Origin of the sequence: Nocardioides sp. NPDC023903 (assembly GCF_040639295.1) — a bacterium.
Classification (GTDB): Bacteria; Actinomycetota; Actinomycetes; order Propionibacteriales; family Nocardioidaceae; genus Nocardioides.
This window is the reverse complement of the sequence record NZ_JBEZZS010000038.1, coordinates 1-26605: the sequence shown is the minus strand read 5'-3', so window position 1 is coordinate 26605 and position 26605 is coordinate 1. Positions and strand designations below refer to the sequence as shown.

Sequence of the window (26605 nt, the reverse complement as noted above, 5' to 3'; positions counted from 1 at the left end):
GCGGAAGTCGGACCCTGGAGCCTGTCCCGGATACCCTTGGGCGCGTGAGCAGCAACAAGACGACCGCGCACGCCGTCGATCCCCTGGGCGTCGCCGTCCTCGGCTGCGGTGTGGTGGGGTCCCAGGTGGTCCGACTCCTGCTCGAGGGCGATGCGGATCTCGCCGCCAGAGTGGGCGCGCCGCTGGAGATCAGAGGCGTGGCCGTACGCCGCCTCGACGCCCCTCGCGACGTCGAGGTGCCCGCGGAGCTGCTCACCACGGACGCCCAGGGCCTGGTCGCCCGCGATGACATCGACCTCGTGGTCGAGGTGATCGGCGGCATCGAGCCGGCCCGCGGACTCATCCTCACGGCGCTGGAGAACGGCGCCAGCGTCGTCACCGCCAACAAGGCGCTGCTCGCCGAGGACGGCCCGACGCTCTACGAGGCCGCCGAGAAGGCCGGCACCGACCTCTACTACGAGGCCGCGGTCGCCGGCGCGATCCCGATCCTGCGCCCCCTGCGCGACTCGCTCGTCGGCGACCACGTCACCAAGGTGATGGGCATCGTCAACGGCACCACCAACTACATCCTCGACAAGATGGACACCTACGGGGCCGGCTTCGAGGAGGCCCTCGCTGAGGCCCAGGAGCTGGGTTACGCCGAGGCCGACCCGACCGCCGACGTCGAGGGCTTCGACGCCGCCGCCAAGGCCGCGATCCTGGCCAGCCTCGCCTTCCACACCCGGGTGACCGCCAGCGACGTCTACCGCGAGGGCATCACCGAGGTGACCGCCGGCGACGTCGCCTCGGCCAAGGCCATGGGCAGCGTCGTGAAGCTGCTCGCGATCGCCGAGCTCGATGACGACGACGTCTCGGTCCGGGTCCACCCGGTGATGATCCCGCGCACCCACGCGCTGGCGACCGTACGCGGCGCCTACAACGCCGTCTTCGTCGAGTCCGCCTCGGCCGGCGACCTGATGTTCTACGGCCAGGGCGCGGGCGGCGATCCCACCGCGAGCGCCGTCCTTGGCGACCTGGTCACGATCGCCCGCAACAAGGTCCTCGGCACCCGTGGCTTCGGCGAGTCCGCCTACGCCGACCGCGCGGTGCGCCCGATGGGCGAGACCGTCACCCGCTACCACGTCAGCCTCGACGTGGCCGACAAGGCCGGCGTGCTCGCCGCCGTCGCGACCGCCTTCTCCGAGCACGGCGTCTCGATCAAGGCCGTACGCCAAGAAGGCAGGGGAGAGGACGCCCAGCTCGTCGTCGTCTCCCACGAGGCCCCCGATGCCGCGCTCGCGGCGACCGTGCAGCACCTGCGCGAGATGGAGTTCGTCCGCGACGTCGCCTCGGTGATGCGCGTAGAAGGAGCAGTTTGATGACAACCAGCCAATGGCGCGGTGTGATCGAGGAGTATCGAACCCTCCTCGACATCCCCCAGGACACCCCCGCGGTCACGCTCGGTGAGGGCGGCACCCCGCTGGTCCACTCCGAGTGGCTCTCCGGCGCCACCAAGGGTGAGGTGTGGCTGAAGGTCGAGGGCCAGAACCCGACCGGCTCGTTCAAGGACCGCGGCATGACCGCGGCCATCTCCGTCGCCGTCCACGAGGGCGCCAAGGCCGTGGTCTGCGCCTCGACCGGCAACACGTCGGCCTCGATGGCGGCGTATGCGGCCAAGGCCGGGATCACCCCTGTCGTGCTCGTCCCCAACGGCAAGATCAGCGCCGCCAAGATGGCCCAGGCTCTGGTCCACGGCGCCGAGGTGGTCAAGGTACGCGGCAACTTCGACGACTGCCTCAAGCTCTCCCGTGCGCTCGCCGACAGCTACCCGGTCGCGCTGGTCAACTCCGTCAACCCGATCCGTCTCGAGGGCCAGAAGACGGCGTCGTTCGAGGTCGTCGACCGCCTGGGCGACGCCCCCGACTACCACCTCATGCCCATCGGCAACGCCGGCAACCTCTCCGCCTACTGGCTCGGCTACGAGCAGTACGCAGCGGCCGGCCACGCCACCAAGACCCCGGTCATGCGGGCCTTCCAGGCAGAGGGCGCGGCGCCGCTCGTCCTCGGCCACCCCGTCGAGCACCCGGAGACCAAGGCGACCGCGATCCGCATCGGCAACCCGGCCTCGTGGCAGCTCGCCGAGGCCGCGGCCGCCAAGTCCGGTGGCCGCTTCCGTGCCCTCTCCGACGAGCAGATCCTCTCGGCCCAGGCGCTGCTCGCCCGCAACGACGGTGTCTTCGTCGAGCCCGCCTCGGCGGCCGGTGTCGCCGGGCTCCTCGCCGACCTCGAGGCGGGGGAGACGTACGCCGGAGCCACCACGGTCATCACCGTCACCGGTCACGGGCTCAAGGACACCGCCACCGCGCTGGAGTTCTTCGGTGAGCTGCCCGAGATCATCATCGACGCCGACCTCGAGGCCGCAGCGGCCGCAGCCGGGCTCGCGTAGCAACCATGACGTTCGTAGAAGGCCCGGTCACCGTCACCGTCCCGGCCACCTCCGCCAACCTAGGCCCCGGCTACGACTCGCTGGGGCTGGCGCTCGACCTGCGTGACGAGCTCACCGGCGAGGTGGTCTCGACAAGCTCGACCACCGGGGAACGGACCTTGGAGGTCATCGTCGAGGGTGCGGGTGAGGGCACGGTCCCGCTCGACGAGTCCCACCTCGTCGTACGCTCCATGCGGGCCGCCTTCGAGATCATCGGCAAGCAGCCGGCCGGCCTGCGACTGCACTGCCGCAACCGGATCCCGCACGCGCGCGGCCTGGGCTCGTCCTCGGCCGCGATCATCGGCGGTCTCGTGCTCGCTCGTGCCCTGGTCGCCGGCGGAGAGCTGATCCTCGACGACGACACGCTCTTCCAGAAGGCCGCCGAGATCGAGGGTCACCCCGACAACGTGGCCCCCGCCTTCCACGGCGGCTTCACGATCGCCGGTGACGACGATGGCTTCTTCGCCGTCCGCACCGCCGTCGACCCGAGGGTCAGCGTCGTCGTCTTCGTCCCCGCGACCGGTGTCGAGACCAAGGCCGCCCGCGGGCTGCTGCCCGACACCGTCCCGCACTCCGACGCGGCGGCCGATGCGGGGCGTACGGCTCTGCTGGTCGCGGCGCTGAGCGATGCGCCCGAACACCTGCACCGCGCCACCCGCGACTTCCTGCACCAGGAGTACCGCCGACCTGCGATGCCGAAGTCGCTCGCCCTGGTCGACGAGCTGCGCGCCGACGGCGTCGCCGCGATCGTCTCCGGCGCCGGGCCCACGGTTCTGGCGTTCAGCAGCGGGGTCGAGTCCGCCGAGACCAGCAAGCTCACCGCCCGCTGTCCCGAGGGCTGGGCCTGCCATGCGCTGAGTGTCGACATGGACGGCGTACGCATCCTCTGACCCGCCTTCCGGGCCCCTGCTGTGAGGGGTGCCATGCGTGTTAGCCTGGGGATACATCCGTTGGGCCGTTCAGGTCTGCGAATGTGCTATCCCCCTTTCGTGCCGTGCCACTTCGTTTGGCGCGCATCGGCGCGTCAGGGGTTCTGACAAACGAGCCGTCGGCGTCGTACGCCGATCGGCGATACGTGGGAAAGGACTCACGTGACTGAAACCATGGAATCCACTGCGCCGGAGCCGAACGCAGCCCCGAAGAAGCGCGGTGGCCTTGGCGGAATGCTCCTCGCCGACCTCAAGGCGATGGCGAACGGTATGGGTATCACCGGGGCCAACTCGATGAAGAAGGCCCAGCTGATCGACGCGATCAAGGCTGCCCAGAGCAGCCGTGCGCAGTCGGCGCCGGCGGAGAAGGCCGAGAAGCCTGCCGCCGAAAAGCGCGCTGCCGAGAAGCCCGCTGCCGAGAAGCCTGCCGCTGAGAAGCCTGCGGAGAAGACCGCAGAGAAGCCGGCCGAGAAGGCCGACAAGCCCGCGGAGAAGTCCGCCGAGGCTGCTGACGCCGGTAACGAGGGCGCCCAGCGCCCGCGTCGCCAGCGCAACCAGAACCAGAACAAGAGCGGCGGCCAGGGCCAGGGCGGTCAGGGTGGCCAGGGCGGTCAGTCCGGCCAGGGCGGCCAGTCCGGTCAGTCCGCCGGTGGTGGCCAGAACAAGGGTCCGGCCAAGGCCGGCCAGCCTGCCGCCGAGAAGAAGAACGAGGACGCCCAGAAGGAGCGGCCGGCCGATTCGGGCGACGACGCGGGCGATGACGATGGCGAGGGCGGCAGCCGCCGCAACCGCCGCCGCCGTGGCCGCGACCGCGACCGCAACCGCCCGGGCCGCGGCGAGCCGGACACGACCGTCCTCGAGGACGACGTGCTCGTGCCCGCGGCGGGCATCCTGGACGTACTCGACAACTACGCCTTCGTCCGCACCTCCGGCTACCTGCCCGGACCGGACGACGTCTACCTCTCCCTGTCGCTGGTCAAGCGCCTCGGCCTGCGCCGTGGCGACGCGATCGTCGGCCAGGTGCGCCAGCCCCGCGAGGGCGAGCGCAAGGAGAAGTACAACCCGATGGTGCGCATCGACTCGGTCAACGGTGCCGACCCCGAGGTCGCCAGGCACCGCGTCGAGTTCGACAAGCTCGCCCCGGTCCACCCCGACCAGCGGCTCCGCCTCGAGGGCGGCTCCGACCCGGTCACCGGCCGGGTCATCGACCTGGTCGCGCCGATCGGCAAGGGCCAGCGTGGCCTGATCGCCTCGCCGTCGAAGGCCGGCAAGACGACCGTCCTGCAGGCGATCGCCGGAGCGATCACCGCCAACAACCCCGAGTGCCACCTGATGGTCGTTCTCGTCGACGAGCGCCCGGAGGAGGTCACCGACTTCGAGCGCAGCGTCAAGGGCGAGGTCATCGCCTCCACCTTCGACGGTCAGCCCACCGACCACACCGTGGTCGCCGAGCTGGCCATCGAGCGGGCCAAGCGCCTGGTCGAGCTCGGCCACGACGTGGTCGTCCTGCTCGACGGGCTGACCCGCCTGGGCAAGGCGTACAACCTCTCCGTCCCGGCGTCGGGCCGGATCCTCGGTGGCGGCGTCGACTCCGCGGCGCTCTACCCGACCAAGCGGTTCTTCGGTGCGGCCCGCAACGTCGAGGACGGCGGCTCGCTGACCATCCTCGCCACGGCCGCGGTCGAGACCGGTTCGAAGACCGACGAGATCATCTTCGAGGCGTTCAAGGACACCGCCAACTCCGAGCTGCGACTGAGCGAGGAGTACGCGGAGGCCGGGATCTTCCCTGCCGTCGACGTCAACGCATCCGGCACCCGCCGCGACGACCTGCTCTTCACCGGCGGCGAGGGCGACGCGGTGCGCAAGCTGCGCGCCTCGCTGGCCACGCTCGACGGCGCCAAGGCCGCCTCGGTCCTGACCGAGAAGGTCGCCGGCTCGGCCACCAACATGGTGCTGCTCAACGAGGTCGCCAAGAGCTGAGACGACCGTAGCGAGGTCGTGCGGCGAGCTTGCTCGTCCGCTCGCGCCGAGCGAGGGAGTGACCGCGCGAAGCGCGGAGTGCGATGTGCGCCCTGGGGCCTCCGGGAATTATTGGCGGCACCAGGCGTTCACATACACTGAATCCTCGGTGCCGGTTCACGTCCCGCAACCTGCGGAGGCGACCCGGAACCCAATGTCTTGAGAGGAACCTCATGAAGACCGACATCCACCCGACGTACGTCGAGACCCAGGTCACCTGCACCTGCGGCAACTCCTTCACCACCCGCAGCACTGTGGCCGAGGGCGCCATCCGCGCCGACGTGTGCTCCAACTGCCACCCGTTCTACACGGGCAAGCAGAAGATCCTCGACACCGGCGGTCGCGTGGCTCGCTTCGAGGCTCGCTTCGGCAAGCGCAACAAGTAGCTCTTAACGCGCCGGCCCCCACGTGTTCGTGGGGGCCGGCGCGGCGCATTTCATCGAACTTATCGGGCAATTCCTGCACTTCCGGGGTGTTGCAAGGCCCGAGAAGTGCAGGAATACCCGGTTAACCGGGTATTCCTTCCAAGCGAGAAGCGAGGCGGAGATGTCACAGTTTGAAGCGGTCGAAGGGCTGATCGAGGAGCACGAGGGCCTCGAGAAGCGGCTCGCCGAGCCCGAGACCCACGCCGACGCGCGCCTGGCGAAGAAGCTCAACCAGCGGTACGCCGAGCTGAGCTCGATCATCGACGCCTACCACTCCTGGCAGCAGCTCGGTGACGACGTCGAGGCCGCCCGCGAGCTGGCGGGGGAGGATCCCTCGTTCGCCGAGGAGGCCGAGGCGCTGGTGCCGCAGCGCGAGGAGGCCGAGGAGCGGCTTCGTCGCCTGCTCGTGCCTCGTGACCCGACCGACGACAAGGACGCCATCCTCGAGGTGAAGTCGGGGGAGGGCGGCGAGGAGTCGGCGCTGTTCGCCGGCGACCTGCTGCGGATGTACACCCGCTATGCCGAGCGTCAGGGCTGGAAGCTCGAGTTCCTCGACGCCAACGAGTCCGACCTCGGCGGCTACAAGTCCGTCACCGTCGCGGTGAAGGCGAAGGGGACCTCCGAGCCCGGCCGGGCGCCCTACGCGCTGCTCAAGTTCGAGGGTGGCGTACACCGTGTCCAGCGGGTGCCGGTCACCGAGTCGCAGGGCCGAGTGCACACCTCGGCCGCCGGTGTCCTGGTGGTTCCCGAGGCCGAGCCGATCGACGTCGAGATCAACGACAACGACCTCCGCATCGACGTCTACCGCTCCTCCGGCCCCGGCGGCCAGTCGGTCAACACCACCGACTCGGCGGTCCGGATCACCCACATCCCCACCGGCATCGTCGTCTCGATGCAGAACGAGAAGTCGCAGCTGCAGAACAAGGAGCAGGCCATGCGCGTGCTCCGCTCGCGCCTGCTCCAGGCGGCGCAGGACGCCGCCGACGCGGAAGCCTCCGATGCCCGCCGCTCCCAGGTGCGCACCGTCGACCGCTCCGAGCGCATCCGCACCTACAACTTCCCGGAGAACCGCATCTCCGACCACCGCACCGGCTACAAGTCCTACAACCTCGACCAGGTCCTCGACGGCGACCTGGAGCCGGTGATCGGAAGCGCCGTGGACGCCGACCTGGCGGCCCGGCTGGCCTCCCTCGATTCCTAAGGCCCGTCACAAGCTCGAAGGTCGCAGTCACCGGGTGACTGCGACCTTCGAGCTTGTTTTGACGTGCAGGTCAGGCGTTGGCCTTCTTCTTGAAGCCCACGACGAAGCCGGCGGCCTCGGCCGAGGCCTCGCTGTCGAACCAGACCTCGGCCTGGGTCCGCTTGAAGGCCGTGCTCGCGGAGGTGTGGTAGCGCTTCGCGCCGTCCTTGCGGATGTTGCCCTTCACGACGTACGCCGGGTGCGGGCTGGAGCCGTCCTCGAGCGGGTCGGCGCTACCGGCGCCGTAGCTGCTCGCCGGCGGCAGCGGCTGCTCGGTCTCGGTCGTGTCGGCCTTCTTGCTGCGGTCGTAGAAGTCGCTGCTCGCCCGCACGAACCCGGCCGCCTCGGCCGACTCCTCGGAGTCGAAGTAGACGGCTGCCTTGGTGCGGCCGTAGTAGGGGCTCGCGGTCGTGTGGTACTTCTTCCCGCTGCTGCCCTTGATGCTGTACGCAGCGTCCGAGCTGCTTCCGTCAGCAGCCGGCAGCACGGCGCCGGCGTAGGGAGCACCGTTGGTCGCGGCGGGCGCCTCGGCGGCCGGAGCTGCCTCCGGCTCGGCCTCGACGGGAGCGGGCTCGGGAGTGACGGCCTCGGCCGCGGCAGGCTCCGCCTCAGTGGTCTCGGCGTCGGCTGCAGCAGCCGCAGTGACGCTCTCGGCCTCCGCGACGACGGCAGCGGTGTCCGCGTCGGTCACGTCGTCCGTGGCGGTCTCTGCGACCTCAGACTCGACAGCAGCCTCGGCGGGCTCTTCGGCGACGGGCTCTTCGACAGCGGATTCCTCGGCCGTCGGAGCGTCGGCAGCCGGTGTCTCAGCGGCCGGCTCGGCCACGGACGCCTCGGCGGGGACGGCGGCAGCGGCGACGGGAGCGCTGGTGGCGTCGGTGCCCTCGGTGGCCGGGTGGTCCTTGTCGGCACGGTGTGCGGCCTTGGCGTCCTTGCGGATCGGGCGTCCGAAGAAGAACCAGATCAGGAGGACGAGGACGAGGATGAGTGCAAGCAGCAAGGGCCACTTCATGGGGTGATGTTTCCTTCCGGGGGAGATCTCGGGTGTGATGGTGGGGCAGCACAGCGCCCGACGAGGTGTGCGGCCAGTCCCGCGTCCCCCGATATGACCGGAAGAACCGTTGAGGCGCCCGAACGTTACCCTCAGCCGGGTAAAGCATGACTAACACATTCAGGAGCAGTTGCCCATGACCGCCCCGCGCACACTTCTGGCAAGTGCCCGAAAGCAGCTCGAAGAGGCCGGAGTCGACAGCCCGGACGCCGATGCGGCCATCTTGTTGGCCCATGTCCTCGACACCGACCGCAACCGTCTCTTCCTCGTCGACGACGTGGCGGAGCACCATGAGAAGGCCTACGCAGACCTGCTCGCCCGCCGCGCGGAACGCGAGCCGTTGCAGCACCTGACCGGGGTGGCGTACTTCCGCCACGTCGAGCTCGCCGTCGGTCCCGGCGTCTTCGTGCCGCGGCCCGAGACCGAGCTGCTCGCCGGCTGGGCGATCGACCAGGCTGCGACCATCGACCAGCCCGTCATCGTCGACCTCTGCACGGGGTCGGGAGCGATCGCGAAGAGCATCGCCGACGAGGTCTCCGGCGCCGAGGTGCACGCGGTCGAGCTCTCCGAGGACGCCTACCCCTGGGCCGTACGCAACCTGACCGGCACCGGCGTGGATCTGCGACAGGGCGACATGGCCGAGGCGTTCACCGATCTGGACGGCAGCGTCGACGTGCTCGTTTGCAATCCCCCATACATCCCGCTCGAAGCCTGGGAGTCCGTCGCCGCGGAGGCGCGCGATCACGATCCCGACCTCGCCCTCTTCTCCGGGCAGGACGGGCTGGACGCGATCCGCGTCCTGGAACGGCGGGCCGCCGAGCTGCTGAAGCCCGGGGGAGTGGTCGGCTTCGAGCACGCCGACGAGCAGGGCCCTGACGGTCAGAACGGTGGCGCTCCGGCGGTCTTCGCCGCCACCGGAAGATGGCAGGACGTACGCGATCATCTCGATCTGGCAGGCCGTCCGCGCTTCACGACCGCACAACTGGCAACATGAGCACTGTGACTGAGCGCTACCCGATCGCGACCGAGGACGAGCAGACCGAGGCGATCGATGCTGCTGTGGCCGCCCTTCAGGCCGGCGAGCTCGTGGTCGTACCGACCGACACGGTCTACGGCATCGCCGCCGACGCGTTCGACAAGGGCGCCGTGGCCGGTCTGCTCGCCGCCAAGGGCCGAGGCCGCTCGATGCCGCCGCCGGTGCTGATCTCCAACGTCGCCACCCTCGACGCCCTCGCGACGCGGATCCCCGACTGGGCGCGCAGCCTGGTCGAGGAGCTGTGGCCCGGTGCGCTGACGGTGGTGTTCCACCAGCAGCCGTCGCTGCAGTGGGACCTGGGCGAGGCCCGCCAGACCGTGGCCGTACGCATCCCCGACTCCGACATCCTGCGCCGGATCATCGACCGGGTCGGTCCGCTGGCGACCAGCTCGGCCAACCGCACCACGAAGCCTGCGGCCACCAACGCCGACCAGGCCGACGAGATGCTCGGCAAGATGGTCAAGGCCATCATCGATGGGGGCGAGTCGCCGGTCGGCGAGGCGTCCACGATCGTCTCCGCCACCGGTGACGAGCCGAAGGTTCTGCGGGAGGGTGCGATCAGCATCGATCGGATCAACGAGATCCTCGCCAATCACGACGTCGCCATCCGTCGGCCGGGCGATCCGGACCCCGCCAACATGCCCGAGACCGACGGACCCGAGACCGACCTGCCCGCCACGGACGCCGACACAGAAGCCTGATGCGCGCCTACGTCCTCCTCTTCCTGGTCGCCGCCGTGGTGACCTACCTGCTCACTGTCGTCGCCCGCGAGTTCGCGATGCGCACGGGGGCCGTCGCGAAGGTCCGCGACCGTGACGTACATGCCGTCCCGATCCCCTACATGGGTGGCGTGGCGATGCTGGGTGGACTGGTGGCTGCCTACCTGGTCGCCCGCGAGCTGCCGTTCCTGGCCGATGCGCCGGACTTCGTGCTCCAGGACACCGGCGTGGTGATCCTCGCCGGTGCACTGATCTGCATCGTCGGTGTCGTCGACGACATCTTCGAGCTCGACGCCCTCACCAAGCTGGGCGGCCAGGTGCTGGCGACCGCGATCCTGGTGGGCTTCAACCTGCAGTACAGCCTCATCACGTTCCCCGATGGCACCCAGTTCTCGATCGACCCTGCCCAGGGCGCTCTGCTCACCGGGCTCGTCGTGATCACCGTGGTCAACGCGGTCAACTTCATCGACGGCCTCGACGGTCTGGCTGCGGGGGTCGTCGGTATCGGCGCGCTGGCGCTGTTCCTGTTCTGCTACCAGTTCACCCGGATCAACGACATCGGCCGCGCCTCGACAGCGGCTCTCCTGACCGTCGCCCTCGCCGGAGCCTGCGTCGGCTTCCTCATCCACAACTGGCATCCCGCCCGACTGTTCATGGGCGACAGCGGCTCGATGCTGATCGGTCTGATCCTCGCCGCCAGCGCGGTCACCCTCTCGGGCTCCTACAACGCCGGCGGCCTGAACGTGAACGCCTTCGACGCCTCCACCGCGCTCCTGGTGACCTTCCTGCCGCTGCTGCTCCCACTGACGATCCTGGTGGTCCCTCTCGTCGACCTCGTGCTGGCCGTCGTACGCCGCACCCGCGCCGGCCGCTCACCCTTCGCCGCGGACAAGAAGCACCTCCACCACCGCCTTTTGGAGATCGGCCACTCCCAGCGTCGTGCCGTGCTGATCATGTGGCTCTGGGCCGGCCTGATGTCCTTCGGCTCGGTCTTCGTGACCCTCTACCGCGGCCCGGTCGTCATCACCGGCGTAGTCGTCGCCACCGCCCTCATCGTGCTCCTCACCTTCGTCCTCCCCAAGATCCGCGGCGAGCGCACCGACAAGCTCCTCGAGGTCCCCGAGGACCTCACCCCGCTGGAGAACCAGACTCACTCGTGACGCCTTGATCGATCAATTAGGGCACCCAAAGACGCTTGTGATAGTTTTCACGAGCGTTCGGGATACGCTCCTGAACACGTGAAATGCCCCCAGAGAGAACGGCCGCCGACGATGACGACCGCAACCAGCAAGTCCAAGGTGCTGCGAGGTTCTGCCGCAGTGTCCGCAGTTGCTGTGCTCGCGGCCCTCGTGGTGGCCTTTGTTCTTGCCGGGACCGATGGTCTGACTGGTGCTGCGATCGGTTCGATCGCCACCGTTGTCGTGCTGGCGGTCGGCTCTTGGGCGATGTTCTGGATCGCGGCGAAGTCGCCCGCCCTGTCGCTGCCCGCCGCTGTCGGTGTCTTCACGCTGTCAGGCATGGTTCTCTTCGTCGTCCTGCTGATCGTTTCGCAGACCGGGGGAGACGCTGTCGTACGTCCGGCAGCCTTCTCGGTCATGGCGCTCACAGTCGCTTGGACGACCACGTTCGCGTTCCTGGTGCGACGCGAGCGAATCCCGCTCTTCGACCTGCCCGGGGCAGACTCGTGACCCGCCAGTAGCGCCTGATATCGTCCGGGCCGTCGGGGGCGGCCGCCGGGATGATGCCCGAGCCTTTGAGGCTCGCCACCCAGAAATCGTAAGTTCGAACAAACAGGAGACAGCGTGAAGTCGCTTGCCGCCACCGTTATGGCGTCGGAGTCGGGGCCTCATATCCCGGGGCCCGCGGACTTCTTCCTTCCGCCGATCGTCGGGTCCGGCGACTGGGCCCTGACCAAGGTGAGCCTCCTGGTCCTGCTGTCCGTCGTGATCGGCTTCGGCTTCTTCTACGCCGCCTCCCGCAAGGCTGCCGTGGTTCCGAGCCGTCTGCAGTTCGCCGGTGAGTACGTCTACGGGATGGTCCGCAACTCCATCGCCCGCGACATCATCGGGTCGAAGGACTACATGAGGTTCGTGCCGTACCTCTTCACGGTCTTCGTCTTCATCATCATCAACAACTTCTACGGGATCATCCCGTTCGTCCAGTTCCCCACGATGTCGCACATCGGCTACACGGCGGCCCTGGCGATCATCACCTGGCTGATCTACAACACCGTCGGCATCGCGAAGCACGGTTTCGTCGGCTACCTCAAGCTCCAGACGGTACCCAGCGGCGTGAGCGGCCCGATCCTGATCATGATGGTCCCGCTGGAGTTCCTCTCCAACATCGTCGTGCGCCCGTTCACGCTGGCGATTCGTCTCTTCGCGACCATGTTCGCCGGCCACCTGCTGGTGGCGCTCTTCTCCATCGGTGGCGCCTGGCTGATCCTGCACTACGTTCCGACGTGGCAGGGCATCACCGCCGGCGTCTTCGCCTTCCTGCTCGGCATCTTCGTGTCCTTCCTGGACATGCTGATCATGTTCCTGCAGGCCTATGTCTTCACCCTGCTCTCGGCGATGTACATCGCCGGTGCAGTCGCCGACGAGCACTGACGCCTCGTCATCCCAGCCCAACCCAAGTCGACGCACAACAACTGACGCAGATCGCGTCATAACCGGAAGGAAATCCCATGGAACTGTCGGGACAGCTCGGAATCATCGGCCTCGGCCTCTCCGCCATCGGCCCGGGTGTCGGTGTCGGTCTGATCTTCGCCGCGTACGTCGCCGGTGTCGCCCGTCAGCCGGAGGCCCAGAGCCGTCTGCAGGCAATCGCCATCCTCGGCTTCGCTCTGTGTGAGCAGTTCTTCATCATCTCCTTGGCTCTCGCCTTCGTCCTTCGCTGACGTAGGGAACTACTGAAGGTTCCGACATGATCCTTACCCAGGTAACCGCTGCGGAGACCGAGATCAATCCCTTGGTCCCGCACGTCCCGGAGATCATCCTCGGTTTCATCGTCATCGCCATCCTCTTCGTGGGAGTTGCGAAGTTCATCGTTCCGAACTTCGAGAAGGCGTACGCCGATCGAACCGCGGCGATCGAAGGCGGCATCGAGAACGCCAACGCCAAGCAGGCCGAGGCGGATGCCAAGCTCGCTCAGCTGGAGGCCCAGCTGGCCGACGCTCGCCACGAGGCTGCCCGCATCCGCGAGCAGGCTCGCGAGGAGGGCGCCGCGATCAAGGCCGAGATGCGCCTCGAGGCGCAGTCCGAGGCGGAGCGCATCATCACCGCCGGCAAGGCGCAGATCGAGGCCGAGCGCCAGGCGGCTGCTACGTCGCTGAAGACCGAGGTCGGCTCGCTGGCCACCGGTCTCGCCGGTCGTATCGTCGGCGAGTCCCTCGACGACGACGAGCGTTCCAGCCGTGTGGTCGAGCGGTTCCTCGCTGACCTCGAGGCAGGGGTTCACTGATGGACTTCCGTGGAGCGTCGGCCGACGCCGTTGCCGCCCTGACCGAGGAGCTGAAGACCGCTGTCTCCGCCTCGCCTGAGGCGGCGGCGAAGGCGGCCGACACCCTCTTCGAGGTCTCCCAGACCCTCCGTGCCGAGGCAGCTCTGCGACGCTTCGTCACCGACGCCTCGGTGCCGCAGGAGGCCAAGACCGGCCTCGTCGCTGAGCTGTTCGGCGGGAAGGTCGACGCGACGGGCCTCGGCGTGTTCGAGTCGGCGGTCAAGCACCGCTGGACACACGCCGGTGACCTGAGCGACGCGGTCGAGCGACTGAGCGAGATCGCCGCGGTCCGCAGCGCCGGCGGCGAGGCCAAGCGCCTCGCCGACGAGCTGTTCGCGGTCCAGCAGGCCGTGCAGGAGACGCCGGAGCTGCGCGACGCGCTCTCCGACCCGGCTCGCACGACCGAGGACAAGGCCGCGCTCGTCGACACGCTGCTCGGGGGCAAGGCGCTTCCTGCGACCGTGACCCTGACGAAGCAGGCGCTGGCGGGCACCTACCGCACCGCATCGGCCGCTCTCGGTGAATACCAGAAGGTCGCGGCATCCGTCGCAGACGAGGGCACCGCGGTCATCCGCGTTGCGGCCCCGCTCTCGGAGGCCGAGACCACCCGTCTGGCGGCAGCACTGGCGAGGAAGTACGGCCGTGAGGTCCACCTCAACGTGGTCGTCGATCCGGCTGTCGTCGGTGGCATCAAGGTATCGATCGGTGACGACGTCATCGACGGCACCGTCTCGAGTCGCCTCGAAGGGGCGCAGCGAGCCCTGGCCGGCTGATCCGGCACCGCGGCCGTCAACTGGCCGTACGACCCCTGTGTGACACAGACTGACTTGTAAGAACTGAGAGAGAAGGCACAGATGACGGAGCTCTCCATCCGTCCCGACGAGATCCGGGACGCACTGGCAAAGTACGTCGCGGACTACAAGCCGGAGGCGGCGAAGACCGAGGAGGTCGGCACCGTCGCTTCGACCGCGGACGGCATCGCCCGCGTGTCGGGTCTGCCCTCGGCCATGACCAACGAGCTCCTCGAGTTCGAGGACGGCACCCTTGGTCTCGCCCTGAACCTGGACACCCGCGAGATCGGTGTCGTCGTCCTGGGCGACTTCGACAAGATCGAGGAGGGCCAGTCGGTCCGACGTACGGGCGAGGTTCTCTCGGTCCCCGTCGGTGACGGCTACCTCGGCCGCGTCGTGGACCCGCTCGGCAACGCGATCGACGGCCTCGGCGACATCGAGACGGTCGGCCGCCGCGCCCTGGAGCTCCAGGCTCCCGGCGTGATGGCCCGCAAGTCGGTGCACGAGCCGCTCGCCACCGGCATCAAGGCGATCGACGCGATGACCCCGATCGGCCGTGGCCAGCGTCAGCTGATCATCGGTGACCGCTCGACCGGTAAGACCACGGTCGCGATCGACACGATCATCAACCAGAAGCAGAACTGGGAGTCGGGCGACCCCGACAAGCAGGTCCGCTGCATCTACGTCGCCATCGGCCAGAAGGGCTCGACCATCGCCTCCGTGCGTGGCGCCCTCGAGGAGTCCGGCGCGCTGGAGTACACGACGATCGTCGCGGCTCCGGCCTCCGACTCCGCCGGCTTCAAGTACCTCGCCCCCTACACCGGCTCGGCCATCGGCCAGCACTGGATGTACGAGGGCAAGCACGTCCTGATCGTCTTCGACGACCTGACCAAGCAGGCCGAGGCCTACCGCGCCGTGTCGCTGCTGCTGCGCCGCCCGCCGGGCCGTGAGGCCTACCCGGGTGACGTCTTCTACCTGCACTCCCGGCTGCTGGAGCGCTGCGCGAAGCTCTCCGACGAGATGGGGAAGGGCTCGATGACCGGTCTGCCGATCATCGAGACCAAGGCCAACGACGTCTCGGCGTTCATCCCGACCAACGTCATCTCCATCACCGACGGTCAGATCTTCCTGCAGTCCGACCTGTTCGCGGCCAACCAGCGCCCGGCGATCGACGTCGGCGTCTCGGTCTCCCGCGTCGGTAGCGCCGCGATGACCAAGGCCCTCAAGGGCGTCACCGGCTCGCTCAAGGTCGAACTCGCGCAGTACCGCGCGATGGAGGCCTTCGCGATGTTCGCCTCCGACCTGGACGCGGCCTCGAAGCAGCAGCTGGCCCGCGGTCAGCGGCTGATGGCGCTGCTCAAGCAGCCGGCCTACTCGCCCTACCCGATCGACGAGATGACCGTCTCGCTGTGGCTGGGCACCTCCGGCGGCCTGGACATCGTCCCGGTTGAAGACGTGCTCAAGTTCGAGCGGGAGTTCCTCGACTTCCTGCGTCGCTCCCACGACGGCATCCTCGCCGGCATCCGTGAGTCGCTGAAGTTCGAGGACTCCACCGAGTCCGAGCTGAAGAAGGCTTACGACTCGTTCCTCAACCAGTTCGAGACCTCGGAGGGCCACTCGATCAAGCCGGGTTCCTCCAAGACGGAGGCCCTGGCTGACGAGGACGTCGAGCAGGAGCAGATCGTCAAGCAGAAGCGGGGCTGACCCATGGCCGTGTCAGTGCGTGAACTCCGCGCGCGGATCAAGTCGACGGAGTCGATGAAGAAGATCACGCGTGCCATGGAGCTCATCGCTGCGTCCCGGATCATCAAGGCGCAGCAGCGGGCCAATGCGGCCGCGCCGTACGCCCGTGAGCTCACCCGTGCCGTCTCGGCGGTTGCGACCTACTCCAACGTGGACCACCCGCTGACCACCGAGCCGGAGGCGCCCACCCGCGCCGCCGTGCTGGTGGTCACCAGCGACCGTGGTCTGGCGGGCTCCTACTCCTCGAGCGTGCTCAAGGAGGCCGAGGGCCTGGTCGAGAAGCTCAAGGCCGAGGGCAAGGAGGTCGACCTCTACGTCACCGGACGCAAGGCGGAGGCCTTCTACAAGTTCCGCGGTCGTTCCGTGGCGCAGGCCTGGACCGGCTTCTCCGACCGTCCGGAGTTCGAGGCGGCCAAGGAGATCGGCGAGAAGCTGATCGAGGTCTTCGTCGAGGGAACCGAGGCCGAGAAGGCCGCCGCTCCCGGCGTCGACGAGGTCCACGTGGTCTACACGCGGTTCATCACCATGATGACGCAGAAGCCCACCGCCGTACGTCTCCTGCCTCTGGAGGTCGTGGAGGGCACCGAGGCTCCGGCCGAGGGCGACGTCCTGCCGCTCTACGAGTTCGAGCCGTCGGCCGAGGCCGTGCTCGACTCGCTGCTCCCGCAGTACGTCGTGAGCCGGATCTGGTTCGCGCTGCTGCAGGCCGCCGCCTCCGAGCTGGCCCAGCGTCAGAAGGCGATGAAGTCGGCCACCGACAATGCCGATGAGCTCATCAAGAAGTTCACCCGGGTTGCCAACCAGGCTCGCCAGGCAGGCATCACCCAGGAGATCAGCGAGATCGTCGGCGGCGTGAACGCGCTCGCCGACGCCCAGGCTGCGAACGACTGAGAACCCACAGAAGGACTGACTAGAAAATGACCGCACAGGTTGACGAGAAGACCACGACGGGCCGCATCGCCCGCGTGATCGGCCCGGTCGTCGACGTGGAGTTCCCCGTCGACGCCATGCCAGACATCTACAACAAGCTCGAGGTCGAGGTCACCATCAGCGGTGAGACGACGACCCTGCCGCTCGAGGTTGCCCAGCACATCGGTGACGGCATGGTCCGCGCGATCTCGCTGAAGCCGACCGACGGCGTCGTACGCGGCTCCTCGGTGCGCGACACCGGTGGCCCGATCACGGTTCCCGTGGGTGACGTCACCCTCGGCCACGTGTTCAACGCGACCGGTGACATCCTCGACGTCGACCCGGCCACGGTCGAGGTCAACGAGCGCTGGGGCATCCACCGCAAGGCTCCGGCCTTCGACCAGCTGGAGTCCAAGACCCAGATGTTCGAGACGGGCATCAAGGTCATCGACCTCCTCACCCCCTACGTGACCGGTGGAAAGATCGGCCTTTTCGGTGGTGCGGGCGTCGGCAAGACCGTCCTCATCCAGGAGATGATCGCCCGAGTCGCCAAGAACCACGGTGGTGTCTCCGTGTTCGCCGGTGTCGGCGAGCGCACCCGTGAGGGCAACGACCTCATCCACGAGATGCAGGAGGCCGGCGTCTACGACAAGGTCGCCCTGACCTTCGGCCAGATGGACGAGCCGCCGGGCACGCGTCTTCGCGTGGCCCTCTCGGCGCTGACGATGGCGGAGTACTTCCGCGACGTCCAGGGCCAGGACGTGCTGCTGTTCATCGACAACATCTTCCGCTTCACCCAGGCGGGCTCCGAGGTCTCGACCCTGCTGGGCCGGATGCCTTCGGCCGTGGGCTACCAGCCCAACCTCGCCGACGAGATGGGTCAGCTCCAGGAGCGGATCACCTCGACGCGTGGTCACTCGATCACCTCGATGCAGGCGATCTACGTGCCGGCCGACGACTACACCGACCCGGCTCCGGCGACCACGTTCGCCCACCTGGACGCGACCACCGAGCTCTCCCGCGAGATCGCGTCGCTGGGTATCTACCCGGCCGTGGACCCGCTGACCTCGACGTCGCGAATCCTGGACCCGCAGTACATCGGTCAGGACCACTACGACTGCGCCGTCCGCGTCAAGCAGATCCTCCAGCGCAACAAGGAGCTGCAGGACATCATCGCGATCCTGGGTGTCGACGAGCTCTCCGAGGAAGACAAGATCATCGTCTCCCGCGCTCGCCGGATCCAGCGGTTCCTGTCGCAGAACACCTACGTCGCCAAGCAGTTCACCGGCATCGAGGGTTCGACGGTTCCGGTCAAGGACACCATCGAGGCGTTCAACAAGATCGCCGAGGGTGAGTACGACCACGTCGCCGAGCAGGCGTTCTTCATGTGCGGTGGCCTCGACGACGTCGAGGCGAAGTGGGCCGAGATCCAGAAGAGCCTCTGATGACGGACGCACTTCAGGTGGAGCTCGTCGCTGCAGACCGCGTGGTCTGGAGCGGCGGGGCCACCATGGTCATCGCCCGAACGGTCGACGGTGATGTCGGCGTCCTGCGCGGTCACGCGCCGGTGCTGTCGGCTCTCACCGAGGCGGTCGTGGAGATCACTCCGGAGGAGGGCACCGAGGTGATCGCGACCGTCGACGGTGGCTTCCTCTCGGTGGCCAACGACCGCGTCTCGATCCTGTCCGAGCACGTGCTGCTGGCCCACGAGATCGACCTCAGCCAGGCTGAGGTCGAGCTCGAGGAGGCCCGTCGCCTGCTCGGCACCAACAATGACGCCGAGAAGCGCATCCGTCGTGCCGAGGCACGCATCCGCGCTGTCGAGAAGGCCTCTTAGGGAAAGAGGGGCGATACCCGGATGGCATGGTGGGAGCTGCTCTTGGCCGTTGTGGCCGCATCGCTTCTGCTTGTCCTCGCCTATGGCGTCGGGATCGCCGTACGCCGCCGTCTGCTCGCTCGCAACGGCGGCGTCTTCGAACTGAGCCACCGCGTCCGGGACACCAGTCCCGGGCGCGGTTGGGTCATCGGCATCGGCCGCTACTCCGGTGACGCTCAACTGGAGTGGTTCCGGATCTTCTCGCTCTCGCCCAAGCCTAAACGGGTCTGGCGCCGGACCGAGATCGTCTATGTCTCCAGCCGCTCTCCCGAGGGGATCGAGGAGCTGGTCCTCTACCCCGAGAGCCTGATCGTCACCTGCGACGTCAAGGGCGAGCACATCGACCTGGCGATGGACCAGCAGACCCTCATCGGCTTCCAGGCGTGGCTGGAGTCCCGCCCGATGCGGTCCACCTGGACCGTCTTCTGAGGGACTCTTCCTACTCCCTCCGACCGTCTCCGGCACAACACCGGGGTCGGTCGGTTTGCATTCGGGGGCTTCCCTGATTGTCCGGAGGGCATCTGCGGCGGATGGTAGAGGTATGTCCTCAACTGCCCCGATTCCCACCCCGCCCACTCCACCCGTCCCGTCGGCTCCTGTCACCGGCGACGAGCTCCGCTGCACCGACGCCGATCGCGACCGCGTGATCGACGTCCTCAAGTCCGCCTACGCCGACGGCCGGCTCGACCAGGCCGAGTTCGACGTCCGGTTCGACCTGACCATGAAGTCGAAGACGTACGCCGCCCTGGAGCCGATCACTCGCGACCTGATCGCGCAGCCCACCCCGGCGCCGGTGCAGGCGAAGCCCGTCCGCGACCTGCTGCCGCCGCCGACCACCGAGGAGCGGCTCCTGGGCGCCCTCGCCCAGGCCACGACCTTGGTTCCGATCGTCGTCGGCCCCGCGATCCTCTACTACACCGTCGGCAAGCGCTCCGAGTTCGTGAAGCACCACGCCGCCGGCGCCCTCAACCTGCAGCTCACCCTGCTCGCCGTCACGATCGTGACCTTCGGCCTCGGTGGCGCGCTCTACGGGATCGCCTGGGTGCTCGCGGCCGCCTTCGCGGTCGTCGCGCTCGCCGGTGCCCCGCTGCGTCAGCCGTGGGTGCTGCCGATCTTCGGCCGCGGTGGGCCGTACGAGAAGAAGCGGGACTGATCCCCGCACCTGGACGCGGCCCGAGGCCCCACTAGCCTTTACTTGTGACGCCTCTCCGCCGTGCCCAGGCTGGATCGGTGGTGGCGTTCGCCACCAACGGTCTGCTGTCTGCGACCTTCATCTCCCGCATCCCCGCGCTCCGCGAGAGCCTCGGTCTGAACAACTCGGCCGTCGGCCTGATGCTGCTGGCCATGGGCATCGGCTCTGTCGCCGCGCTGCCGCTCGCCGGGGGACTGGTGATGCGCTGGGGCGCCGCCCGGGTCGTACGCGGCTGCGCGGTGCTCTGTGTCGCCGCCCTGACCCTGGTGGCGGTCTCCGGCAGCTGGTTGGGACAGGCCTGGCTGGTGGCGCTGTTCCTGGTGGCGTACGGCGTCGGTTATGGGCTCTGGGACGTCGCCATGAACGTCGAGGGGGCCGCGGTCGAGCGGCTCGGCGGCAAGACGCTGATGCCGCAGCTGCACGCGATGTGGAGCGTCGGCACCGTGCTCGGTGGACTGCTGGGCATCGCCTTGGTGGGTACGTTGCCGACGGTGTGGCACGTCGCCGGGGTCGCGGCCATCGTGCTGGCGGTCTGCTGGTGGGGGACCGCGGGGTTCCTCCCGGCCGAGCCGCCCCGAGAGGGGCACTCGCCGCGGCGGGAGCTCATCGCCGCCTGGCGCTCGCCGCACACGCTGCTGCTGGGACTGATGGTGCTCGCCTTCGCCGCCGCCGAGGGGAGCGCCAACGACTGGGTGTCGCTGGCGATGATCGACGGTTACGACGTGAGCCACCGGGTCGGGGTGGCCTGCTACGCGGCGTTCGTCTTCTGCATGAGCCTGGCCCGCTTCGCCGGCGCGAAGGTGATCGACAGGGTCGGCCGGCAGCCGGTCCTGATCACCTCGGCGGCGCTGGCGGGCGTGGGGATCGTACTGACCGTGTTCGCCGGCTCGTTCGGGCTCGCGCTGGCCGGGATCGTCCTATGGGGCTTCGGCGCCGCCCTCGGCTTCCCCCTGGGGATCAGCATCGCCGCCGACGACGAGACCCGGGCCGCGGCTCGCGTCTCGGTCGTCTCCACGCTGGCGTACGGAGCCTTCCTCGGCTTCCCACCGATCCTGGGCGCCGTGGGGGACCAAGTCGGCACCCTGAGCGCCCTGCTGGTCGTCGCCGTCCTCATGATCCCCGCTGCGGCGTTGGCCGCGACGGTCGCAAGACGGCGTTCAGTCTGAATCGTCGAGTCGGCTCATCCTGACGTAAATACATGCCGAGTCGGCGCGTCATAACGCGCCGACTCGACGTGATTTTCGGTCAGGATGAGCCGACTCGGCTACACCGGACGGGCTGCGCCCGTTTCAGTCGAAGAGAGCACGGATGTCGTCGGCGCCAATGGTGGAGCCCATGGCGCCTTCGCCGTCGACGACCTTCGCGAAGAGCTCGGCCTTGCGCTCCTTGAGCTCCATGACCTTCTCCTCGATCGTCTCGGTCGAGACCAGGCGGTAGACCATGACGTGCTGGGTCTGGCCGATGCGGTGGGCGCGGTCGACGGCCTGGGCCTCGGCGGCGGGGTTCCACCAGGGGTCGAGCACGAAGACGTAGTCGGCCTCGGTCAGGGTCAGGCCGACGCCGCCGGCCTTCAGGGAGATCAGGAAGACCGGGGCATCGCCGTCGCGGAAGCTCTCGATGACCGCGCCGCGGTCGCGGGTGGCGCCGTCGAGGTAGGCGGCGTCGATGCCCGCCTCCTTGAGCCGCGTGCGCGCCCGGCCGAGGAACGAGGTGAACTGGCTGAAGACCAGCGCCTTGTGGCCCTCGGCGGCGAGCTCCTCGATGTGGTCGACGAGGGTGTCGAGCTTGGCGGAGCCGACGTCGTCGTCATCGGGGTCGACGAGGCCGGGGTCGAGGGAGAGCTGTCGCAGCCTGGTCAGCGCGCTGAGGATCGCCACCCGGTTGTCGTTGAAGTCGTCGAGCAGATGCAGGATCCGCTGCCGCTCCTTGGCCAGGTGGGCGTCGTAGATCTTGCGGTGGGCCGGGTTGAGGTCCACGCCGAGCACCTGCTCCTGCTTGGGCGGCAGGTCGTCGGCGACGAGCTCCTTCGTACGCCGCAGCAGGAACGGTCGCAGTCGGGTCCGGAACCGGCGCAGCGCTGCGTCGTCACCCGACTTCTCCACGGGAGAGACCACGGTGTCGCGGAACAGCCGCGGGCTGGGGTAGAGCCCCGGCGCCGTGATCGAGAGCAGCGCCCACAGCTCCATCAGGCGGTTCTCGAACGGCGTGCCCGTCACCGCGAGACGCCAGCGGGCGTCGATGCGGCGGGCCGCTGCGTACGTCTTGGACTGGTGGTTCTTGACCTGCTGGGCCTCGTCGAGGACGAGGCCGGCCCAGGGGCGCCCGGCGAAGGCATCCTGCTCGAGCCGGAGGATGGCGTAGGTCGTGATCACGATGTCGGCGCCCTCGCGGGCCTCGGCGATGGACTCGACGCGCTTGCTCACCGTGCTCACCCGGAGACCGGGCGTGTGGCGGCGGGCCTCCTGGACCCAGGCGGGTACGACGCTCGTGGGCGCCACCACGAGATAGGGGGCGCGCGTCTCCGGCTGAGTGTGCACGGCGTGGGAGATCGTGGCCAGCACCTGGAGCGTCTTGCCCAGACCCATGTCGTCGGCGAGGATCCCGCCGAGGCCCTGCTCGTGCAGGAATGCCAGCCAGTGGAAGCCGTCGAGCTGGTAGTGGCGCAGCTCGGTCGCCAGCCCGGTCGGCTCGGGCCGGGGGATCTCGCGCAGGTCGCGCAGCGCCTGGGCGCGCTGGACCCATTCGGCGGCCTGCTGGTCGACCACACCGAGCTCGGCGAGCTCGGCCCAGACGCCGAGGTCGTGCTTCCCGACCGCGATCCCGTCACCGGTGCGCTCGTGGAGCTGTCCGGCGGCCTCGACGACGTTGCGCAGCCGGTCGAGCTCGGGGCGGTCGGTGGTGATGTAGGTGCCGCTGGGGAGGATCAGGTGGTCGTCGCCGCGGGTCAGCGCCCCGAGTACGTCGGGGAGCGGCACGGCCTCGGCGCCGATCCGGATCACGACCTGCAGGTCGAGCCAGTCCTGCCCGGCGACGGCAGCACCGTCGGGCGAGGTGATCTCGAAGGAGATCTCGGGGTCCTCGTCGGTCTCGCGGAAGTCGGGCCGCTCCACCTCGGTGACCTCGACGCCGTCGACCTCGCGCAGCGCGGGCAGGTCGTGGATGGCGAGCGCGAGGGCGTCACCGTCGCGTACCTCCTGCTTGCGGAGCAGCTCGGTGGAGACCTTCGCGCGCAGCGCGGCCTCCTCCGCCGGGTTGCGCACCAGGCCGAGGTCCTCGCGGGAGTCCACCGGGTAGTGACGTACGCCGTAGGCCCAGGTCCATCCGAGCGTGGCATGCGTCGAGCTGCGCCAGGTGACCGTCAGGGTCAGGCGCGGTGCGGGAGGCTCAGGGATGTCGAGGGAGCCGTCGGCCGAGCGCAGCGGCACCAGACGGGCCAGCGGGCCCAGCAGGGCGCTCAGCGTGCCGATCTCGGCCTCGGGGACGGTGAGCGGCTCCCGGGCGGTCACCAGCCGCTGTGCGTGCGTCGACAGCGGTCCGGGCAGATCAGCGAGATGGAGCACCCCGGCATCGAGGACGCCCACCGAGCGGGTCGGGCGGCCGATCGGAAGCACCGTGGGGCCGGCGTAGACCCGGTCACCGTGGGCGAGTCCGAAGCGGAGGACGGCCTCGCCGTCCTCGCGGCGCAGCTCGCCGGCGAGCGAGAGCGGCTCGTCGAAGATCACCACGCCGCGTACGTTCTCGCCGGGCAGGACGGTCACACCGCCACGGATCGCGTCGCGGAGCAGACTGACCGCGTGCTCGCCGAAGTCGGCGAGGCTGAGCGAGGAGCCCCGGGCGTAGAGCAGCCGGTCGGACCGCAGCTGGCGGGCCAGCTCCTGCAGGGGGAGCAGCTGGCTGCGGGGGAAGTCCTTGCCGGGCACCGCGTTGGGGATGTTGCCCCAGTCGGCGCCGGTCTTCGCCCAGCGCTCGCGGTTGCCCATGCGCATCGGGCGCAGCTCGATCGTGGGGGAGCCGGCCACGGCCGACCGCGGGCTGTGCACGTCGATCTCGAGCGCCAGCGCGGGCAGGTCGTCCTCGGGCTTGTTGTCCTCGGCGAGCTGGCCCAAGAGCGTACGCAGCTCCGTCTCCCACGACGGGCCCATCGGCGTCGCCCCGGCGCGCGAGCCGGCGAGGACCAGGCCCAGGGCGGCACCGTGCTTGCAGTTGTTGTGCACGGGGCAGCTGCACGAGCTCGTTGCCCTGACGACGCCGTTCCTGGAATCCAGGTTGAGGGTCACGCGGTAGGGAGCCGGGCTGGTGCCTCTGACCTCGGCTACTGCTCGCAGCGCGCTGCTGCCGACCTCGGTGACCCGGGGCTCACCGACCCGGCCCTGGGCTGCGTAGGCCTCGCCACGCTCGATGGTCTGGGGGTCGAAGGTCTCGCGGAGCAGGTCGTTCGTGAGAGCTTCGAGCAAGGGCACCCGATCTATTCTTCCAGCATGAGGCGGGTTCTGCGACTTCGTGGACGCTGGTGGTGAGCAGCGTCTCGTTCGTTGCGGTGGCAGTGGTCTAGACCAGCGGCGCGTCACCATGGGGTTGCGGTGCATTCATCGGCCTGCATAGACGCACGCCCGACATCCCGTCTGAACAACCGGATCCGAACCGATCGCGACAACTTTGTCGCGCAAAAGTAAAGCCACCTCGATCCGAGCGGGGGGATCCGGACCGAGGTGGCGATGAATACTTTCGGCCAAGTTGGCGGTGATTGCAAGTCGAACCGCCATGGCGGGAATATGACGTGACGTATATCTGCCATGATGTCGGTCGTTCGTTCCCCCGCCACGAAAGGCATCTCGGATGCTCGATGCGCTTGGTCTCGACAATCTCGAGGAGACGATCTACCGCCAGCTGGTCGCCGCGCCGTCGGCCAACCTCGAAGAGCTGGCCGAGGCGGCCGACCTGGACACCTACGCAGTCTCGGCGGTGCTGTCCGCGCTGGAGGGGAAGGGCCTGGTGGCTCGGGCCTCGGCCGGCCAGGACCGCTACGTCGCCTCCCCGCCGGCGGTCGCGCTCGGTGCGCTGCTCGTCCAGCGCCAGGACGAGCTGCGTCGTGCACAGGTCGAGATGACCGAGCTCGCCGGTCTCTATCGCGGCTCGGTCGCCCGCCGGGACGTGGCCGACGTCGTCGACGTCGTGCACGGCACCGAGGCGATCGCCCAGCGGTTCGCCCAGCTGCAGTATTCGGCGAAGAAGTGCATCCAGGCGCTGCAGAAGCCGCAGGCCGCGGTCGTCACCCGGGAGGACGCCGACGAGGCCGAGCGGGCCGCGATCGAACGCGGGGTCAGGCACGACATCGTCCTCGAGCGCTCCGTCTTCGACACCCCCGGCATCTACGAGACCATCGACTCCGGCCTCGAGATCGGGATCGAGCTGCGGGTGGTGCCGACGGTGCCGCTGCGCGCCTTCATCGTCGACCGGGAGATCGCCCTGATCCCGCTGATGCAGGGTTCGTCGGCATCGGGTGAGCACAACACGGTCCAGGACGCCCTGCTGCTCCACCCCAGCGGACTCCTCGACGCGATCATCGCCCTCTTCGACCTGATCTGGACCTCGGCCCCCAAGCTGGTCGCGACGCCCGAGGGCACGGTCGAGACGGCCGCCGACCGCCTCGAGCCCCTGGACACCAAGGTGCTCTCGCTGCTGCTGGCGGGCCTGACCGATGCCTCCATCGGGGCGCAGCTCGGGCTGTCGCTGCGTACGGTCCAGCGGCGGGTGCGCCAGATGATGGACCGCGCGCGGGTCGACACCCGCCTCCAGCTCGGCTACGAGGCGGGGCGTCGCGGCTGGCTGTGAGGCCTGGTCAGCGCTCGCCGCCCGGCACCCACAGGACGTCGCCCTGCTCGCGGTTGGCATGCCGGGCGAGGATGAAGAGCAGGTCGCTGAGGCGGTTGAGATAGGTCAGGGCGAGCTTGTTCATGGTCTCGCCGTGGACCTCGTACGCAGCCCAGGCCGCCCGCTCCGCGCGCCGCACGACGGTGCGGGCCACGTGCAGGTGGGCCGCGGCCACGGTGCCGCCGGAGAGGATGAACGAGCGGAGCTTCTCCAGAGGCTCGTTGTAGTCGTCGCACCAGGCCTCGAGCCGGTCGATGTAGGCCTGCTCGACGCGGAGCGGGGGATACTCGGGCTCGGCCACGACCGGGGTCGAGAGGTCCGCGCCGACGTCGAAGAGGTCGTTCTGGACGGTCGTCAGCACCTTCACGACGTCCTCGTCGATGCCGCCGTGAGCCAGCGCGACACCGATCGCCGCCCCGGCCTCGTCGGTCGTCGCGTACGCCTCCAGCCGCAGATCGGTCTTGGCGGTCAGGCTCATGTCGCCGAGCCGGGTCTCACCGGCGTCGCCGGTGCGGGTGTAGATGCGCGTCAGGTTGACCATGCGCTGAGCCTATTCGGAAGGCCCACTTTCGGCGAACGTGGTCAAGCGACAGAAAATCGGGACAAGAGTGACGAATGAGGCTGGTGAGGTGCAACCAATCGGAGCAGCCGCGCGTCATAGTGGGCGAGAGGGGAATCCACTTCCTGGGGGATGGAGGCAGGGCATGGAGATCTTGATCGACGGGCCGACGCTGGTGCTGAGCGGAGATTTCGACGTACGCAGCACCTGGATGGCACGCAGCGTGATCTATGACCATCTCGACTCGGTGGAGGGTGATGTCGTCCTCGACGTCTCCGGT

At 68.8% G+C, this 26605-nt stretch carries 25 protein-coding genes; 22 read left to right on the top strand and 3 right to left on the bottom strand.

Annotation, left to right across the window (positions count from 1 at the left end; all coding sequences use genetic code 11):
* Window positions 1–44: 44 nt before the first annotated feature.
* The 6 genes from AB0F44_RS25975 to prfA all read left to right on the top strand — a co-directional run bounded on the left by AB0F44_RS25975 (window position 45) and on the right by prfA (window position 7038).
* Window positions 45–1358, top strand: a complete 1314-nt coding sequence (locus AB0F44_RS25975) for a homoserine dehydrogenase (RefSeq protein ID WP_357359659.1) — start codon at window positions 45–47, stop codon at window positions 1356–1358.
* Entirely contained in the window at window positions 1358–2425 is a 1068-nt protein-coding gene (gene thrC, locus AB0F44_RS25970; RefSeq protein WP_357359657.1) for a threonine synthase, read from the top strand. The genes AB0F44_RS25975 and thrC overlap by 1 nt, the downstream gene beginning before the upstream one ends.
* A gap of 5 nt (window positions 2426–2430) precedes the next feature.
* Window positions 2431–3354 carry a homoserine kinase gene (gene thrB / locus AB0F44_RS25965; protein WP_357359655.1) on the top strand — a complete coding sequence of 308 codons (924 nt, stop codon included), beginning with the start codon at window positions 2431–2433 and terminating at the stop codon, window positions 3352–3354.
* Between the two features lie 213 nt (window positions 3355–3567).
* The gene (gene rho, locus AB0F44_RS25960) at window positions 3568–5373 is read left to right on the top strand and encodes a transcription termination factor Rho (RefSeq protein ID WP_357359654.1); all 1806 of its coding nucleotides are present in this window, start codon (window positions 3568–3570) and stop codon (window positions 5371–5373) included.
* Window positions 5374–5585: 212 nt separating this feature from the next.
* Window positions 5586–5798, top strand: a complete 213-nt coding sequence (rpmE, locus tag AB0F44_RS25955; RefSeq protein WP_350832694.1) for a 50S ribosomal protein L31 — start codon at window positions 5586–5588, stop codon at window positions 5796–5798.
* Between the two features lie 160 nt (window positions 5799–5958).
* Window positions 5959–7038, top strand: a complete 1080-nt coding sequence (gene prfA, locus AB0F44_RS25950) for a peptide chain release factor 1 (protein WP_357359652.1) — start codon at window positions 5959–5961, stop codon at window positions 7036–7038.
* A gap of 70 nt (window positions 7039–7108) precedes the next feature.
* Here prfA and AB0F44_RS25945 read toward each other — a convergent pair whose 3' ends face one another.
* Window positions 7109–8089, bottom strand: a complete 981-nt coding sequence (locus tag AB0F44_RS25945) for a hypothetical protein (protein ID WP_357359650.1) — start codon at window positions 8087–8089, stop codon at window positions 7109–7111.
* 175 nt (window positions 8090–8264) lie between these two features.
* Here AB0F44_RS25945 and prmC point away from each other — a divergent pair, with 175 nt between their 5' ends.
* The 15 genes from prmC to AB0F44_RS25870 all read left to right on the top strand — a co-directional run bounded on the left by prmC (window position 8265) and on the right by AB0F44_RS25870 (window position 21061).
* On the top strand, window positions 8265–9122 hold the full coding sequence (gene prmC / locus AB0F44_RS25940; RefSeq protein ID WP_357359648.1) for a peptide chain release factor N(5)-glutamine methyltransferase: 858 nt from the start codon (window positions 8265–8267) through the stop codon (window positions 9120–9122).
* On the top strand, window positions 9119–9865 hold the full coding sequence (locus AB0F44_RS25935) for an L-threonylcarbamoyladenylate synthase (RefSeq protein ID WP_357359646.1): 747 nt from the start codon (window positions 9119–9121) through the stop codon (window positions 9863–9865). The genes prmC and AB0F44_RS25935 overlap by 4 nt, the downstream gene beginning before the upstream one ends.
* On the top strand, window positions 9865–11043 hold the full coding sequence (locus tag AB0F44_RS25930) for an MraY family glycosyltransferase (RefSeq protein WP_357359644.1): 1179 nt from the start codon (window positions 9865–9867) through the stop codon (window positions 11041–11043). Before AB0F44_RS25935 ends, AB0F44_RS25930 begins: the two co-directional genes overlap by 1 nt.
* Before the next feature lie 159 nt (window positions 11044–11202).
* Complete coding sequence (locus AB0F44_RS25925) at window positions 11203–11571, top strand: hypothetical protein (RefSeq protein WP_357359643.1); 369 nt, start codon at window positions 11203–11205, stop codon at window positions 11569–11571.
* Between the two features lie 114 nt (window positions 11572–11685).
* Window positions 11686–12492 (top strand): F0F1 ATP synthase subunit A, encoded by an 807-nt coding sequence (atpB, locus tag AB0F44_RS25920; protein ID WP_357359641.1) that lies wholly within the window; start codon window positions 11686–11688, stop codon window positions 12490–12492.
* Between the two features lie 77 nt (window positions 12493–12569).
* Window positions 12570–12782: an ATP synthase F0 subunit C gene (locus tag AB0F44_RS25915; RefSeq protein WP_141795487.1), complete on the top strand. Its 213-nt coding sequence runs from the start codon at window positions 12570–12572 to the stop codon at window positions 12780–12782.
* Window positions 12783–12808: 26 nt separating this feature from the next.
* A complete protein-coding gene (locus AB0F44_RS25910) occupies window positions 12809–13345 on the top strand; it encodes a F0F1 ATP synthase subunit B (RefSeq protein WP_355019004.1) in 537 nt (178 codons plus the stop codon).
* Complete coding sequence (locus AB0F44_RS25905) at window positions 13345–14157, top strand: F0F1 ATP synthase subunit delta (RefSeq protein WP_160027746.1); 813 nt, start codon at window positions 13345–13347, stop codon at window positions 14155–14157. Before AB0F44_RS25910 ends, AB0F44_RS25905 begins: the two co-directional genes overlap by 1 nt.
* An 81-nt stretch (window positions 14158–14238) precedes the next feature.
* The gene (gene atpA / locus AB0F44_RS25900; RefSeq protein WP_357359639.1) at window positions 14239–15879 is read left to right on the top strand and encodes a F0F1 ATP synthase subunit alpha; all 1641 of its coding nucleotides are present in this window, start codon (window positions 14239–14241) and stop codon (window positions 15877–15879) included.
* Window positions 15880–15882: 3 nt separating this feature from the next.
* Complete coding sequence (locus tag AB0F44_RS25895) at window positions 15883–16809, top strand: F0F1 ATP synthase subunit gamma (protein WP_350659686.1); 927 nt, start codon at window positions 15883–15885, stop codon at window positions 16807–16809.
* A gap of 26 nt (window positions 16810–16835) precedes the next feature.
* Complete coding sequence (gene atpD / locus AB0F44_RS25890) at window positions 16836–18272, top strand: F0F1 ATP synthase subunit beta (protein WP_350659687.1); 1437 nt, start codon at window positions 16836–16838, stop codon at window positions 18270–18272.
* Window positions 18272–18664, top strand: coding sequence for a F0F1 ATP synthase subunit epsilon (locus AB0F44_RS25885; RefSeq protein ID WP_045547377.1), 393 nt, complete (start codon window positions 18272–18274; stop codon window positions 18662–18664). The genes atpD and AB0F44_RS25885 overlap by 1 nt, the downstream gene beginning before the upstream one ends.
* A 51-nt stretch (window positions 18665–18715) precedes the next feature.
* On the top strand, window positions 18716–19132 hold the full coding sequence (locus AB0F44_RS25880) for a DUF2550 domain-containing protein (RefSeq protein WP_357359636.1): 417 nt from the start codon (window positions 18716–18718) through the stop codon (window positions 19130–19132).
* A 112-nt stretch (window positions 19133–19244) separates the two neighbouring features.
* Window positions 19245–19856: a DUF1707 and DUF4870 domain-containing protein gene (locus AB0F44_RS25875; protein WP_357359634.1), complete on the top strand. Its 612-nt coding sequence runs from the start codon at window positions 19245–19247 to the stop codon at window positions 19854–19856.
* Between the two features lie 44 nt (window positions 19857–19900).
* Window positions 19901–21061, top strand: a complete 1161-nt coding sequence (locus AB0F44_RS25870; RefSeq protein WP_357359633.1) for an MFS transporter — start codon at window positions 19901–19903, stop codon at window positions 21059–21061.
* A 123-nt stretch (window positions 21062–21184) separates the two neighbouring features.
* On the opposite strand, the gene AB0F44_RS25865 is transcribed toward AB0F44_RS25870, so the two are convergent.
* Window positions 21185–24355, bottom strand: coding sequence for a DEAD/DEAH box helicase (locus AB0F44_RS25865; protein ID WP_357359631.1), 3171 nt, complete (start codon window positions 24353–24355; stop codon window positions 21185–21187).
* 376 nt (window positions 24356–24731) lie between these two features.
* Here AB0F44_RS25865 and AB0F44_RS25860 point away from each other — a divergent pair, with 376 nt between their 5' ends.
* Window positions 24732–25727, top strand: coding sequence for a helix-turn-helix domain-containing protein (locus tag AB0F44_RS25860; RefSeq protein ID WP_357359630.1), 996 nt, complete (start codon window positions 24732–24734; stop codon window positions 25725–25727).
* 7 nt (window positions 25728–25734) lie between these two features.
* Here the strand turns inward: AB0F44_RS25860 and AB0F44_RS25855 are convergent, their stop codons facing one another.
* A complete protein-coding gene (locus tag AB0F44_RS25855) occupies window positions 25735–26307 on the bottom strand; it encodes a cob(I)yrinic acid a,c-diamide adenosyltransferase (protein ID WP_350659693.1) in 573 nt (190 codons plus the stop codon).
* Between the last annotated feature and the right edge of the window lie 298 nt (window positions 26308–26605).

Excerpts from the sequence above, each read along its gene's own strand:
- thrC (WP_357359657.1), top strand. The coding sequence starts at position 1,358 with ATGACAACCAGCCAATGGCGCGGTGTGATCGAGGAGTATCGAACCCTC.
- thrB (WP_357359655.1), top strand. The coding sequence starts at position 2,431 with ATGACGTTCGTAGAAGGCCCGGTCACCGTCACCGTCCCGGCCACCTCC.
- rho (WP_357359654.1), top strand. The coding sequence starts at position 3,568 with ATGGAATCCACTGCGCCGGAGCCGAACGCAGCCCCGAAGAAGCGCGGT.
- rpmE (WP_350832694.1), top strand. The coding sequence starts at position 5,586 with ATGAAGACCGACATCCACCCGACGTACGTCGAGACCCAGGTCACCTGC.
- prfA (WP_357359652.1), top strand. The coding sequence starts at position 5,959 with ATGTCACAGTTTGAAGCGGTCGAAGGGCTGATCGAGGAGCACGAGGGC.
- AB0F44_RS25945 (WP_357359650.1), bottom strand. The coding sequence starts at position 8,089 with ATGAAGTGGCCCTTGCTGCTTGCACTCATCCTCGTCCTCGTCCTCCTG.
- prmC (WP_357359648.1), top strand. The coding sequence starts at position 8,265 with ATGACCGCCCCGCGCACACTTCTGGCAAGTGCCCGAAAGCAGCTCGAA.
- AB0F44_RS25935 (WP_357359646.1), top strand. The coding sequence starts at position 9,119 with ATGAGCACTGTGACTGAGCGCTACCCGATCGCGACCGAGGACGAGCAG.
- AB0F44_RS25930 (WP_357359644.1), top strand. The coding sequence starts at position 9,865 with ATGCGCGCCTACGTCCTCCTCTTCCTGGTCGCCGCCGTGGTGACCTAC.
- AB0F44_RS25915 (WP_141795487.1), top strand. The coding sequence starts at position 12,570 with ATGGAACTGTCGGGACAGCTCGGAATCATCGGCCTCGGCCTCTCCGCC.
- AB0F44_RS25910 (WP_355019004.1), top strand. The coding sequence starts at position 12,809 with ATGATCCTTACCCAGGTAACCGCTGCGGAGACCGAGATCAATCCCTTG.
- AB0F44_RS25905 (WP_160027746.1), top strand. The coding sequence starts at position 13,345 with ATGGACTTCCGTGGAGCGTCGGCCGACGCCGTTGCCGCCCTGACCGAG.
- atpA (WP_357359639.1), top strand. The coding sequence starts at position 14,239 with ATGACGGAGCTCTCCATCCGTCCCGACGAGATCCGGGACGCACTGGCA.
- AB0F44_RS25895 (WP_350659686.1), top strand. The coding sequence starts at position 15,883 with ATGGCCGTGTCAGTGCGTGAACTCCGCGCGCGGATCAAGTCGACGGAG.
- atpD (WP_350659687.1), top strand. The coding sequence starts at position 16,836 with ATGACCGCACAGGTTGACGAGAAGACCACGACGGGCCGCATCGCCCGC.
- AB0F44_RS25885 (WP_045547377.1), top strand. The coding sequence starts at position 18,272 with ATGACGGACGCACTTCAGGTGGAGCTCGTCGCTGCAGACCGCGTGGTC.
- AB0F44_RS25875 (WP_357359634.1), top strand. The coding sequence starts at position 19,245 with ATGTCCTCAACTGCCCCGATTCCCACCCCGCCCACTCCACCCGTCCCG.
- AB0F44_RS25860 (WP_357359630.1), top strand. The coding sequence starts at position 24,732 with ATGCTCGATGCGCTTGGTCTCGACAATCTCGAGGAGACGATCTACCGC.
- AB0F44_RS25855 (WP_350659693.1), bottom strand. The coding sequence starts at position 26,307 with ATGGTCAACCTGACGCGCATCTACACCCGCACCGGCGACGCCGGTGAG.